The sequence below is a fragment of the Planococcus sp. RAB007_Raresut genome (assembly GCF_057369535.1).
Genome location: NZ_JBXYIF010000003.1, coordinates 198,432 through 211,937, shown reverse-complemented (window position 1 = coordinate 211,937; position 13,506 = coordinate 198,432). Strand labels below are relative to the sequence as shown.

At 46.4% G+C, this 13,506-nt stretch carries 15 protein-coding genes; 2 read left to right on the top strand and 13 right to left on the bottom strand.

Going from position 1 to position 13,506, the window contains the following annotated elements:
- Positions 1–186 precede the first annotated feature (186 nt).
- The 7 genes from minD to AC2Q9J_RS07600 all read right to left on the bottom strand — a co-directional run bounded on the left by minD (position 187) and on the right by AC2Q9J_RS07600 (position 5,592).
- The gene (gene minD, locus AC2Q9J_RS07630; protein WP_499038655.1) at positions 187–987 is read right to left on the bottom strand and encodes a septum site-determining protein MinD; all 801 of its coding nucleotides are present in this window, start codon (positions 985–987) and stop codon (positions 187–189) included.
- A gap of 1 nt (position 988) precedes the next feature.
- Positions 989–1,657, bottom strand: a complete 669-nt coding sequence (minC, locus tag AC2Q9J_RS07625) for a septum site-determining protein MinC (protein ID WP_472484349.1) — start codon at positions 1,655–1,657, stop codon at positions 989–991.
- Between the two features lie 99 nt (positions 1,658–1,756).
- The gene (gene mreD / locus AC2Q9J_RS07620; RefSeq protein WP_499038653.1) at positions 1,757–2,281 is read right to left on the bottom strand and encodes a rod shape-determining protein MreD; all 525 of its coding nucleotides are present in this window, start codon (positions 2,279–2,281) and stop codon (positions 1,757–1,759) included.
- Positions 2,278–3,165 (bottom strand): rod shape-determining protein MreC, encoded by an 888-nt coding sequence (gene mreC, locus AC2Q9J_RS07615; RefSeq protein WP_499038651.1) that lies wholly within the window; start codon positions 3,163–3,165, stop codon positions 2,278–2,280. The genes mreD and mreC overlap by 4 nt, the downstream gene beginning before the upstream one ends.
- Before the next feature lie 14 nt (positions 3,166–3,179).
- Positions 3,180–4,208 (bottom strand): rod shape-determining protein, encoded by a 1,029-nt coding sequence (locus AC2Q9J_RS07610; protein WP_499038649.1) that lies wholly within the window; start codon positions 4,206–4,208, stop codon positions 3,180–3,182.
- Positions 4,209–4,297: 89 nt separating this feature from the next.
- Positions 4,298–4,990 (bottom strand): RadC family protein, encoded by a 693-nt coding sequence (gene radC / locus AC2Q9J_RS07605; RefSeq protein ID WP_499038646.1) that lies wholly within the window; start codon positions 4,988–4,990, stop codon positions 4,298–4,300.
- Positions 4,984–5,592 carry a Maf family protein gene (locus AC2Q9J_RS07600; protein WP_499038643.1) on the bottom strand — a complete coding sequence of 203 codons (609 nt, stop codon included), beginning with the start codon at positions 5,590–5,592 and terminating at the stop codon, positions 4,984–4,986. The genes radC and AC2Q9J_RS07600 overlap by 7 nt, the downstream gene beginning before the upstream one ends.
- A gap of 387 nt (positions 5,593–5,979) precedes the next feature.
- Here AC2Q9J_RS07600 and AC2Q9J_RS07595 point away from each other — a divergent pair, with 387 nt between their 5' ends.
- The gene (locus AC2Q9J_RS07595) at positions 5,980–7,506 is read left to right on the top strand and encodes an AbgT family transporter (RefSeq protein WP_499038642.1); all 1,527 of its coding nucleotides are present in this window, start codon (positions 5,980–5,982) and stop codon (positions 7,504–7,506) included.
- Positions 7,507–7,872: 366 nt separating this feature from the next.
- Entirely contained in the window at positions 7,873–8,196 is a 324-nt protein-coding gene (locus AC2Q9J_RS07590; protein WP_499038640.1) for a DUF5658 family protein, read from the top strand.
- Positions 8,197–8,236: 40 nt separating this feature from the next.
- Here the strand turns inward: AC2Q9J_RS07590 and AC2Q9J_RS07585 are convergent, their stop codons facing one another.
- The 6 genes from AC2Q9J_RS07585 to AC2Q9J_RS07560 form a co-directional block, all read right to left on the bottom strand.
- The gene (locus AC2Q9J_RS07585) at positions 8,237–8,992 is read right to left on the bottom strand and encodes a prepilin peptidase (protein WP_499038638.1); all 756 of its coding nucleotides are present in this window, start codon (positions 8,990–8,992) and stop codon (positions 8,237–8,239) included.
- Positions 8,993–9,050: 58 nt separating this feature from the next.
- On the bottom strand, positions 9,051–9,983 hold the full coding sequence (locus AC2Q9J_RS07580; protein ID WP_499038635.1) for a LysM peptidoglycan-binding domain-containing protein: 933 nt from the start codon (positions 9,981–9,983) through the stop codon (positions 9,051–9,053).
- Positions 9,976–10,722, bottom strand: coding sequence for a PilN domain-containing protein (locus AC2Q9J_RS07575; protein ID WP_499038633.1), 747 nt, complete (start codon positions 10,720–10,722; stop codon positions 9,976–9,978). The genes AC2Q9J_RS07580 and AC2Q9J_RS07575 overlap by 8 nt, the downstream gene beginning before the upstream one ends.
- Before the next feature lie 4 nt (positions 10,723–10,726).
- Positions 10,727–11,665: a type IV pilus biogenesis protein PilM gene (pilM, locus tag AC2Q9J_RS07570; RefSeq protein ID WP_499038631.1), complete on the bottom strand. Its 939-nt coding sequence runs from the start codon at positions 11,663–11,665 to the stop codon at positions 10,727–10,729.
- A 34-nt stretch (positions 11,666–11,699) separates the two neighbouring features.
- A complete protein-coding gene (locus AC2Q9J_RS07565) occupies positions 11,700–12,161 on the bottom strand; it encodes a prepilin-type N-terminal cleavage/methylation domain-containing protein (protein ID WP_499038629.1) in 462 nt (153 codons plus the stop codon).
- Positions 12,162–12,293: 132 nt separating this feature from the next.
- The gene (locus tag AC2Q9J_RS07560; RefSeq protein WP_499038626.1) at positions 12,294–13,505 is read right to left on the bottom strand and encodes a type II secretion system F family protein; all 1,212 of its coding nucleotides are present in this window, start codon (positions 13,503–13,505) and stop codon (positions 12,294–12,296) included.
- Position 13,506 lies beyond the last annotated feature (1 nt).

Genomic DNA, 13,506 nt, shown 5'->3' with positions numbered 1-13,506 from the left:
TTCCTTGGATCCACTTCTCTTCTATAAGAACAATAGATAAATTTTATATTGCCAATTTGACTCTTTCCTAAAATCCACAAAAACCCCCGCAATCTTCTGCAGGGGTCTCAAGTAGAATTTTATCTCTTTAATTCTCAAAAGTTTCAAGTGAAACTTTTAATTTATCTTCAAAAGTCTCAACAAATTTTATTTAGCAAAAATCGCTTTAATCTTCGAAAACATGCCTGTGCTCTGTTTATCCATCGTCATCAGCGGCACGGATTCGCCGAGCAGGCGGCGCGCGATGTTGCGGTAGCCCATGGCGGCCGGGTTGGCTGGATTCATGACGACGGGTTCGCCGCGGTTCGAGCTGGAGATGACGCTTTCGTCATCGGCTACGATGCCGAGGAGGTCGATGGACAGGTGCGTTGTGATTTCGTTGATATCGAGTGCTTCGCCGGCTTTCATGAGATGCTGGCGGATGCGGTTGATAATGAGTTTTGGCGGCTCGATGTTTTCTTCGAGCTCGAGCAGGCCGATGATGCGGTCGGCGTCGCGCACGGCTGAAATTTCAGGCGTAGTGACGACGATGGCGCGGTCTGCACCGGCAACGGCATTTTTATAGCCCTGCTCGATGCCGGCCGGACAGTCAATGATGACAAAATCGTAATCTTTTTTGAGTTCGGTTACGAGTTCCTTCATCTGTTCGGGATTGATGGCGTTCTTGTCAGTCGTCTGGGCGGCTGGCAATAAATACAGCATATCTTCAAAGCGCTTGTCTTTGACGAGGGCCTGGTGCACTTTGCAGCGGCCTTCGAGAACATCGACAAGGTCATAGATGATGCGGTTTTCGAGACCTAAGATAACATCAAGATTGCGCAGACCGATATCGGTATCGATCAGGCAAACCTTTTTCCCTTGAAGAGCCAATGCAGTGCCGAGATTGGCGGTTGTTGTCGTTTTACCGACGCCTCCCTTGCCTGATGTTATGACGATTGCTTCTCCCACACTAGCTTCCTCCTTTAAACGTTGAAATTTGCGGCCGGATGAACCGCAATTCCTGCAGACGGTCGATGACGATGTTCTGGCCGTTGCTATGTAAATAAGCGCATTCCATTTCCGGCTGTTCGGACAGCACCGACAATTCGTCGGTCATCGTCTCGATGGAATCGTCGATCATTAAATGAGTCGCCTCAAGCCAGGACGCGGCAATGACAGCCTCGCGGTTGCCGTTCGCGCCTGCATGGGCGATTCCTTTCAGACGGCCCAGCACGTAGATATTGCCGCCGGCCACAACACGGCCGTTCGGGTTGACGTCGCCGACTACGACGAGGTCCCCTTCAGCTTTCACTACCTGCCCGGAACGCACGATGCCGACATATGTCTCGGACTGGCGTTCCTGGATCCGTTTATTGCTTTCTTCGACGGAAATCACTTCGCTGCGCATCTTCGACACCCGCAGATGCGAGTTGTTCTGAATGGTCGCGACGACTTCCTTATATTGGGCTTCGGTGCAATAGCGATAGCCCAGATGGAGCTGCACTTCGGCGCTGCCATCAAGCGCAGGGTCCGAAACCTTGGCTTTCAGTTCGTTCAGCATGTCCATGTAGGCGCACTGATCATCGAGCTGCAGCACAAGACCTTCTTTCGTTCCTCTTATATAGACAAGATTCTTCAAAAATACGTCACCTGCGCTTTCAAATTAAATACCTGAGTATAGTCTTTTTTCCATTGAGAAAGCATCAAAATCATTAAGGGTCCCGCTTTTCATTCCAGCTTAAACTTTACTGTTTTCCCGTTCGATCAATCGGGCGACAATCAACGATTTAAATGCCCAGCCAAGCATGACTAGGAATAAGGAATTGGCGATCATTGTCGGCAATAGACGCGAAGTCAGGAAAATGTCCACCGGCATTGAAACCAGTGAAATAAATGAGAAGAATAAATACAGCACAAACTCGAAAAGTGCTGTCAGGACAAGTGTCAGGAGAGTGGCAACGATTAAATTACGGTGCACCGACTTGACGATGTAACCCGCGATCAAACACATCATCGGGTACAAAAATGAATATAGTCCAATAATATCAATGAAAAAGACATCGTACAAGAGGCCGAAAAATAAACCATAGAACATTGCATGTTTGGCATCATAATAGACCGTTACGAAAATCAGGAACATCAATAAAAAACGAGGCACAATATAATAATAAACCCCGTCAAGCTGCAACGGGGAAAATAATCCAAAGACGGGTTCCAGGAAAAACAGGACGAGGGCGATCAGCGGCAGGAGAAAACGGATCATGATCCTTCTTCCTCCGTAGCCACGCCCTCATCTTCACCATTCGTTTCAGGCATGTCGCGGTCGGCAATCATTACATGGTTCAGCAATGTGAAATCAGCTGCCGGTTTAACATATGCAAGTTTCGTCAGACCGAATTCATCGATGGTGATTTCTGTAATCTCACCGATGATCAGACCTTTCGGGAAGATCCCGCCGAGTCCGCTTGAAACGACCTGCTGGCCGACTTCAAGTTCGATTTGGGCATCGATGCGCTTCAATAGGAGTTCGCGGCGTTCAGCGTCATAGCCCTCGATTAAACCGAAGACGCCTTCTTCACCGCCGATGACCATTGAAGAAACCCGGTAGTTCGGATTTTGCGTTGATATCAATTCGACCGTGGATGTAGTCTTAGTCACCAAAGTGACTTTACCGATCAACCCTTGGGCCGTCATGACCGCCATGTTTTGTTTGACGCCGTCCGATTCACCTTTATTCAAAATAACTTTTTCTTCCCATTGATCCGGGTTCCGTGCAATGACGGTCGCCTGGATCGGGTTATAATCCCGCAAATCGGCTTCTTTGCCGACGATTTCCTTCAATTGATCGTTCTCAGAACGCAGGTCGGTCACTTCCGCCTGCACTGCCGCAAATTCTTCCAGGCGGCCTTTCAAATGCTGATTTTCCTTATATGTATTCAAGAGTGAATCAACGTTATCGAATATGCCTGTGACAAAATGCGCTGGGCCGGAAAATAGGGATTGTCCGGCGCCTACAGTGTCTTTGATGATCTGTTCCGGAAAGGATACATTGTCGCGATCCCGCAAGGAATAGGAAATTAATGCTACGAGAAGAATGACCCCGAGCATTAACAGAATTAGCCGCTTGTTCGAAAAGAACCTAGACATGGCAGCAATCCTCCTTATTTAGTTGATTGCATGCGACGGATTTGATCAATATTATCAAGTGCTTTGCCTGTGCCGATAGCCACGCAATCCAGCGGGTTTTCTGCAATAAGGACTGGCATTTGAGTTTCATCCGAAATGACTTTGTCGAGATTTTTCAAGAGAGCGCCGCCTCCGGTAAGGACGATTCCGCGTTCCATAACATCAGCCGAAAGTTCCGGTGGTGTCGTTTCAAGCGTTTTCTTCACGCCTTCAATGATTGAAAGAACAGATTCCTTCAACGCTTCAGCGATTTCTTCCGAAGAAATTTCAATCGTTTTCGGCAAGCCTGTCAACAAGTCACGACCGCGGATGTCCATCTTAACCGCTTTTTCTTCCGGTGTAGTGACACGCGCTGCGCCGATTTCCATCTTGATGGCTTCAGCTGTACGTTCCCCGATCGTCAGGTTATAAGTTTTACGGATATATTGCGTGATTGCCTGGTCCATCGCATCCCCGGCAACACGGATGGATTCGCTCGTTACGATGCCGCCAAGTGAAATGACCGCAACTTCCGTAGTTCCTCCACCAATATCGACGACCATTGAGCCCATTGGTTCCCAAACCGGAAGATTTGCACCGATTGCAGCTGCAAAAGGCTCTTCGATTGTGAACGCTTCACGAGCGCCTGCCTGACGTGAAGCATCAATGATAGCGCGCTGTTCGACTGAAGTGATTCCAAAAGGAACACAGATCATGACGTTCGGCTTCTTCATTGATCCTCCGACTTTTTTCATTGCTTCCTTCATATAATATTGAATCATAGCAGTTGTTGTATCGTAATCAGCGATAACGCCGTCGCGCATCGGGCGGATTGCCACGATGGATCCCGGTGTACGGCCGATCATGTTGCGCGCGTCGTTACCGACAGCGACGATCTCGCCAGTTTGCGTATTTTTCGCGACAACGGATGGTTCTCTGAGAACAATCCCTTTATTTTTAATAAATACTAGTGTGTTAGCAGTTCCTAAGTCGATTCCTACATCTTTTGATCCCATTCCAAACACGTGAATTCTTCCCTTCTTTATATGCCAATAAGCCATAGAGTTTACACAATACTACTCATTATAGCTGAAAAGTAAAGAAAGTAACAGTGCTACATATATCCCTTTTCATTTAATGAGATGAATTGATGGTCACCTATGATGATATGGTCCAAAAGCTCAATGCCGACGATGCTTCCCGCTTCCATCAGGCGTTTTGTCACAGCGATATCTTCGGGCGATGGCGCGGGATTTCCGGACGGATGATTATGTGCGCATACTATCGAGGCCGCCGATCTGCGAACCGCTTCCCTGAAAATTTCTCGTGGATGGACAATACTGGCGTTCAAACTTCCGACAAATATTGTCTGTCTATGTAAAACCTGGTTCTTTATATTCAAAAATAAAACGACGAAATGTTCCTGTTTGAGTGAAGTCATATCCGCCATCAGAAATGAAGCGGCGTCTTTTGGGGAACGGATGGTGAATTTCGCATCCGTCTGTTTGGAGGACAGGCGCCGGCCCAGTTCGACAGCGGCCAATAATTGAACCGCCTTCGCCTGGCCGATGCCGTTGATGGATGTGAGTTCTTCGATGCTGGCGTCTTTGAGCTGCTGGATCTGTTCAAAATGATGCAGCACCCGGTTCGCCAGATGCAGGACGGACTCCTGCCTTGTGCCGGTGCGCAGCATGATGGCGATCAATTCCTGATTCGACAGGCTTGTCGCTCCCTGATTGACCAGCCGTTCGCGCGGCCGGTCTGCTGTGTGGACATCACGGATCATCAAAGACTGTTCCTTCAGCATTCGACACGGCTCCCCGACAAGCTGATCCAACCTGCGTCTGAAAGTTTCCGCGCCAATCGGGCAATCGGCAAGCCGACAACCGTATTGTAATCACCATTGATCCTCTCCACAAATAAACCCGACAGCGTCTGGATGCCATAAGCTCCCGCTTTGTCATAAGGATCGTCCGTATTCGTGTAGGCTTCGATCCAGCTTTCCGGCAACTCGAAAAATGTCACTTCAGTCGTCTCGTGAAATTGCATCTCGCTGTTTCCGGACTTTATTGCCACCGCCGTAATCACTTCATGGCTGCGGCCGGAAAGTTTTCGCAAAGTTGCCATCGCCTGCTTCTTGTCTTCAGGCTTTAACAGGATTTCACCGTCGCACACAACGATGGTATCCGAGCCGATCACCACTGCCTCCGGATTCTTCTTCGCGATATCCGCCGCTTTCACTTCCGCACAATTAATGACATAATTCAACGCATTCTGGAACTGTTCCGGTTTCAGTTCTTCCTTTTTGCTTGGAATCACACGGAAATCAAATCCGAGCAGCTCGAGCAGTTCACGTCTTCTCGGCGACTGCGATGCCAGGATCATCGGTTGTTGGGCTTTGAAATACATAAAAACGCCTCCTTTTTCTTTCTTTAAGAATACACCTCCCGGATAGCCACTTCAAACAGCGAAAAACGGATTTTGCAGGCTATGAACGATTCAAAAATGAGATTTGCGGTATACAAATAAAATATCCGGCGGCAGTATTGATATCGTTCATGAAATTTAGCAATTATGTCGGTTGCAACAACCTTTTCAAACGTTTACGAAATTCCCATTTCCCCTCTATTGTCAAAACAATAAAACATTATTCAATTTTGCCATTATTACTACTTCTTTAAAAACCTTTATTCCTCGAAAATAAACCTATACAATGGTAACGGATTTTAAATTCTGAAATTTCCTATTTCGAAATAATGAATAGGAAGTTTTTAATTTGGAAAAGAGGTAGATTAAATGGAAAAAAAGCGAAAAGGGTTCTTCCAGAAGTTTCTGGATGGAATCGAATTTGCAGGCAATAAATTGCCGCATCCGGTGACTCTATTCGCCTTGCTTGCCCTGCTCGTGCTGGTGCTGTCAGCCATCATTTCAAGCTTCGGCATCTCGGTTGAACATCCCGGACAGGAAGGCGAAATGGTCGAAGTCAAAAACCTGTTGAACGCTGAAGGCATTCAATATATCTTCACCAGCATGGTTGATAACTTCATCGGCTTCGCACCGCTCGGCGTCGTTCTGGCGACAATGCTCGGAATCGGAATCGCGGAACGCACAGGACTGATCAGCGCGATGCTGCGCGGATTCGTATTGTCCGTTCCCCGCTTCCTGATTACAGCTGGACTAGTTTTCGCCGGTATCATGTCGAGTGTGGCATCTGACGCAGGTTACGTTGTCCTGCCTCCGCTTGGCGCAGTAATATTCGCTGCGCTTGGCCGACATCCGCTAGCTGGTCTTGCCGCTGCGTTTGCCGGTGTATCCGGTGGATTCAGCGCGAACTTGCTGCTGTCGGCGACTGACCCGATGCTCGGGGAATTGACGATTGCCGCTGCGTCGATCATCGACCCGGCTTATGCGGAAGGCATGAACATCGCGATGAACTATTACTTCATCATCGTTTCCGTATTTGTACTTACACTTGCCGGTGCATTCGTTACTGAAAAAATCGTCGAACCGCGCCTAGGGGAATACAAAGGCGAGTACCGGGAAAAATTGACTGGCCTTAGCGCTGAAGAAAAGAAAGGCATGCTGTGGGCTGCGATTTCATTCCTTATCGCTGCAGCTGCATTCGCAATGCTGATCATTCCGGAAAACGGAGCGCTGCGAGCTGAAGACGGCGGCATCGTCCAATCACCGTTCATGTCGTCACTGGTTCCGATCATCACAATTCTGTTCTTCATCCCTGGTTTGTTCTACGGAATCGCCACGAAGAACATCAAGAGCGATAAAGATGTTGCCAGCCACTTGACCGACACGATGGCGTCGATGGGCATGTTCATCGTTCTGGCATTCACTGCCGGACAGTTCGTAGCCTACTTCGCTGAATCAAATATGGGCATGGTCATCGGCGTCTACGGGGCAGAATTCCTGGAAAGCGCGAACTTGACAGGCATCCCGTTGATCCTGGGCTTTATCTTGATTACAGGCGTCATCAACTTGTTCATCGGTTCAGCTTCTGCCAAATGGGCGATGATGGCACCGGTATTCGTACCGATCATGATGCAGCTCGGCTATTCGCCGGAGCTAACGCAAATGGCATACCGCATCGCCGATTCAACGACGAACATCATTTCACCGCTGATGACGTATTTTGCGATCATCATTGCCTTTGCTCAGAAATACGATAAGAAGATGGGAATCGGCACATTGATCTCAGTCATGTTCCCGTACTCAATCGTCTTCATGATTGTATGGTCGATCATGCTGATCGTCTGGATGATGCTTGGTCTCGACCTCGGGCCTGGTTCACCGTTGCATTACAATAATTAAGGATATGAATAGAGCCGACTCAGATATTTCTGGGTTGGCTTTTTTGTGGGGTTTTTAGAGACGATATTGCGCAAAACAACTTCGCGTTCCAGCGGGCTCCCGCCCAATCCTCCTCGTCCGCTGCGCTCCCTGCGGTGTATCGGTCGTATCGCTAAGCCGCAGGAGTCTTCGTTGTTTTGCTCCATATCTAAATTGGTTTTCATTAAAAATAAATCAGAACCAATCTTAAAATTTTTTATGGATAATTTTTCATGTCTATTATCTTTCTGGTACGGGTATGTCAGTTACAAGAGCAAAAAAGAGTCATTTAGACAAATATATATCACGAGCAAAACTAACCCTGCTCCACGAAACGAGGTGCATGACATGACAATCCCTGATAACAGCACTCCCTTAAAAAAATACATTTGGCTGCTGATCATATTGAACGGTCTTGATGGCATCCTGACTTACTTCGGTTTGACACGCGGACTCGTCACCGAAGCCAACCCCTTATTGAGTTCGTTCGCTCCTTTCACAATTCTTGGCATTAAATTGTTCTTGTCCGTTTGTCTGTTCGCCCTGTTGTTCACAACATTTGCAGACATCAGAAAAACATTCTGGCGCTATACATTTATTTTCGCCAATGTGCTCTACTCCATGATTCTCGTCCTCCATCTGTATTGGCTCCCATTTCTTTTCATCTCATAAACTACAAAAGCACCCTGGAGATTTTCTCCAGGGTGCTTCATTACGTCCATAAATTCATATACCAACTAAGAAGCGGTTCTCCGTAAAAATAAACTATCACAGCTCCGGCCGCAATCGATGGGCCGAACGGAATCGGTGTTTTGCGTCCCTGCTTAGTGACGCGCAAGACGATGATGCCGACAATCGCTCCGATCAATGAAGCGAAGAACAGCGTCATCAATGTTCCGCCAGTGCCGAGAACCAGCCCGATGACGAAGAATAATTTGATGTCACCGCCACCCATTCCGCCTTTCGATACAATCGAAATGAGCAAAAGAATCAAGAAACCAGTTGCCGCACCGAGCAAACTGTCCCAACATGGATCGAGCGGAATAAAGAACCGCAAGGCGAGCAAAGCAATACCAAACGGCAGAAGCACCTTATCCGGGATAAGCATATAAGCGATGTCCGACACCGTAATGATGACAAGCATCGATACGAATAAAATTGCGATGATCAGTTCAGGCGTAAAGCCAAAATGCCAAAACGATAGAGCGAACAAGCCAGCCGCAATAAATTCCATTAACGGATACACCCAATGGATTTTCTCACCGCATCCGCGGCATTTCCCTTTCAAGAATAGGAAAGAAAAAACAGGAACCAAGTCCAGCGCCGTGAGTCGACGGTCGCACGATGTGCAATGGGAAGGCGGAAACGCAATCGATTCCTTTTTCGGTACACGCAACCCGACAACGTTAAAAAATGAGCCGAAAACAAGACCGAATAAATAGAAGAATGCTGTATACGTAATTGTCATAATAACCCTCATCACTTTATAAATTTAGAAAAAGGAGAAATCATGTTGATTTCTCCTTTCAAGGTTTTTCAGGGATGATTAATGTCGTCCCGGTTTTTACAATATAATTAGTCATTTTGTTCGCTGTTCTAATCAATTCGACTCCGCTGCGGTCTCCATAATATTTCTCGGAAACGCTGAACAGCGTATCTCCTTTGACCACTTTATGCGTTTTGGCGGTCTGAGTGCCAGCCACCTGGTCGTTTGTTTGTGCTGAAGCTTCACCATCGACTGTAACATCGACATCCACTTCCACATCAGCATCTTTGTCTTCAGCCTTCGCCAAATCGACGCCGTCGTTCTTCGGCAGCGGATCGACTTTATTGGCTGGCGGCGGTGCATCCACTTTTGGCAATGTATCTGCCAAAGCGATCAAGTCCGGACGGTAGAATGCTGAAAAGCTCAATGTCACTTCCAGTATATCATCTTCCGCTTCGACAGTTGTCACTTCACCATTTGAAGCAAAGTCGATGGCATCGATGATCAGGATGCGTTTCATCGACTCGATTTCTTTGATGAATTTCGTAATTCCAGCATAGTCGTCCGTTTCAAAAGCAACGGTCGTCTGGATTTTTTGTACGTTTTCAATGCCTTCAACAGGCGTCAATAACTCAAGCGGCGATTCTGCGATCTGAAGTGATTTTACTTGGGAACGCGACAACAACTCCGCTTGCTCCAATTGAAGTACGATCAGTTCCGATAACGGCTCGACCGATACGCGCTGCTGCAGTTCGGCAGTTGAAACGCGCTCTTCTTCCGGCAATGCTTTTACTTGCTCCTGCAAGGCCATCAAGACTTCGCGTTCGGATTTGAAAGTCTGTTCCGCCATCATCCGTGCTTCTTTAGCCGGTGAATAAACCATGAAATAGGCATAAGCTGAAATGGCTAAAAGGAATAAAACGGCAATCGCAATCAAGCCATTTTCTTTCTGTTTCTTCGTCAAACTACTCATTTGTATCCCCCTCCGTTTCTTCTGGAGTGGTTTCGGTTTCTTCGATAACTTCGACTTCCACATCTACATCCGCTTCCACATTTTCTTCCGTTTCAGCAGCTGGCGGTTCTTCCACCGGCTCTTCGATGATATTGCCTTCCGCGTCAAGCACCGGCAGACGGTCATCTACAAATACCAATGTGTATGTAGCGAGATATCTCGGCGTTTCAATCGGTTCATCTTCGTCTTTCACTGCGCCTTCTTCGTCTTCAGTCAATAGACTGTCTTCGCTTTCAACAGAATCCAATGAAGCGAAATCTAGAAGTTCTGATCCTTTTAATTGTGCCAGGTAATAGGCCGCGTCACGTGTTGCATCGAATTGAACAACCAGTGTGGCTGTATTCGGTTCAGCAAACGTGATCTGATCAAAGAAGCCACGCGCCGGAAGCAATGCTGCCAGTTCTTCCAATAAAGGAATCGTATCGTATTGATAGCTTTCCGCCCAATCGACAGTCGCTTTCAGCTGCTGCTCTTCATTCATGCCGGCAGTTGCTTCAAGCTGTGCCCGAATTTCGGCTTGCTGTGTAGCAAGTTCAGCGCTTTGCGCCGCCAGAACCGCCTGTTCGGTATTCTCCGATTTTGCCATAAAGAACAGCGCTGCGAATACGACCAGACCAAGAAGTAAAATAGAAAGCGCCGCAATGAGGAAGGCGGGACGGTCCCGCTCCTTCTGCGGCAATAGATTAATATCAACTAACATATGGTCACACCTCTTTCAGCGCCAGACCGATGGCACGGTTGAAACGTCCCGGGACGTCGTCGCCATGTTCGGTAGTGATGGGTTTCAAAACAATCGGTGATACCGGAATTGAAAAGCGCCCTTCAAAACGGGCCTGGAATGTATACCATTCTTCAAATTCACCATTACAGATGATTTTCGTGATGCCGCTTTCGCCTTCATTCATATTATAGCGATAAAAGTTCGAAAGTTTTTCAGTCTCGGAAATGATGACATCCATCAATGCGGAAGCATCACCTGCAAACGAGCTGTATTCCGACAGGTCAACCGGCCGCATGAATAAAGGAAAATGTTCATGGAAGATGGAGACTGTCATTTTGGAACCTTGCACATCGATGATCATAATATGGTCATCTTCAGTGATGTCATGCTGCAGATAAGCCAAACGGTATAACGCAAGCGGCGTAATATCCGCGACAACCGGCACCAGTTTTGATTCGCTGAACGCTCGCTCAAAATCATGGACGACCGATTCTTTCGATGCGATGATGATCGCTTCGGGATTTTCCGACTCCGGGTGGTATGGCACCACATCGAAAACGGGATCTTCAAAAGGTAGATAAAGCGTCGAGCCGATTTCAATGAAGAAATGACCTTTCAATTCATCGGGTGCAACGTCTTCGGGGTAGGGTACTTTGCGGATAATAACAAATTCGTCAGGGGCGAGGAATCGGACTGACTTTTTGGTGAGACCCCACTGATTGACAGCCTTATCGAGTACCGAGCCGAGCTCTTCGAAATTGGTGATCTTGCCGTCTTCAATGATACCTGCAGGGAGTGGATACTCCTCGGCAAGGCTCAATTGAAGCGGATCGACCGATTTCAAATCGACATGGCGAATTGCATCTTCTTCTATTGTAATGGTCGCAACGCGCGTTTTTCTCGATAAAAACGATAAGGCCATTTGATCAGCTCCTAGAAATCTTTTTTAATCGATATTAAGGTGATACAGCAGTACCGGTTATAGTTGTAAGTGTTGCAGTACTACCTTTTTGACTGTCAGCGTTGATAGTTTTTACAGAAGCATCTTTAAAACCGATAGTTTGAGTTCCGTTGCCAGTAGGCACAGCAGTTGCTGTTAATGCTAGATCACCGTCACCATTTCTACCAATACTGTATGATGTTAAAGTTTCAAATTGACCTTGTGTCTCTAAGTAAGGATCTAAATCAGCTTTTGAAATAGCTCCAGTTACATCACTCTCAGCAGCATATATGTTAGCTGCACTCAAAATATTTAAAGCATCGCTTTTCACCGCATTATAACGACTATTCTCAATAATATTTCCAATCGCCGGAATAGCGATTGCTGCGATAATCGCCAAGATCACGATTACTGCCAAAAGCTCGATCAGCGTCATACCTTTTTCATTGCCCAATTTCTTTTTCAAAAATTTCTTCATTTCATTTCCTCCCTTTGACCTAATTTTTTGGTACTTTATGAGTACATCTTTAGTATATCAATACTTATGAAATACGCAACAAATTTTTCAGATATTTTTACATTATTTTTAAATAATATAGTCAAAATTAAACTACATGTTGTCAATATTTTGAAACATTTCAAACATAGGTAGCATAATAGACATGACAATAGTCCCTACTAACGCTGCCAATACGACAATCATCAGCGGTTCTATTAAAGCTTTAAGGCGATCTGTCTCCGCTTCCACTTCTTTTTCGTAGAAATCGGCTACTTTATCCAGCATATGGTCCAGTGAGCCCGTCTGCTCCCCGATTAAAATCATGTGTGGAATCAAAGGTGGAAAAGCCCAATGATTTTTCATTGGATCTGTCAAAGATCCGCCTCTTTCCAAATTATCACGTGATGCCAATATAACTTTCGACATTACTGCATTTCCCACAACTTTTTCGACCATCGTTAATGCCTGAAGAATCGGAACTGAGCTGGAGAATAAAGAACTCAACGTTCTAGTTAATCGGGCTAACGCAGACTTTTTCATGATGCGGCCGAATATTGGCATACGAAGCAATAATGTATCAAGCATCATCTTTCCTTGTGCGTTTCGCTTCATCATCCAAATTGCCATTGCAATTCCCAAGCCAATCATTACTAATAGATACCAATACTTAATTGTCAAATCACTGGCAGCCATAACCATCTGCGTCAGCATCGGCAATTCACCGCCAAAGCCTTCAAACATTTCAGCAAACATCGGAACAATAGAAGATAGGAGGAAAATAACTACGCCAATTGCTAGTACTCCAACTACCAACGGATAAGACATCGCAGATTTAACTTTCTGCCTCGTTTGATATGCCTTATCGTAATAGGTAGCAAGACGATCCAACGACTCATCAATATTCCCCGATAATTCTCCCGCTTTAATCAAGTTGATTGTCAGCGGTTCGAAAATCTTTGGATGCTTTCGGAGCGAATCCGACAGCGAATTCCCCTTACGTAAATCTTCGTCAATATTGACTAAGGTCTTACGCAACGCTTTTGACTCTACTTGCTGGGAAAGGATCTTTACCGAGTCGACAATCGTTACACCCGCTCGCATCAAAGTTGAAAACTGGCGAAGGAACATGATGAACTGATCACGTTTGACCGGGTTTCCTAAAACAATATCTTTTTGTAATGCCGTTTCAGCAATTTCGCGAATTTCGATGACTCGAACTCCGTCATCCCGCAATTTTTCTACTGCTTCGCGTCTGTTGCCAGCAACTACTACACCCGCGCGAACACGTTTTCTATCTCGTCCTTCATATTTAAAACGCGCCATC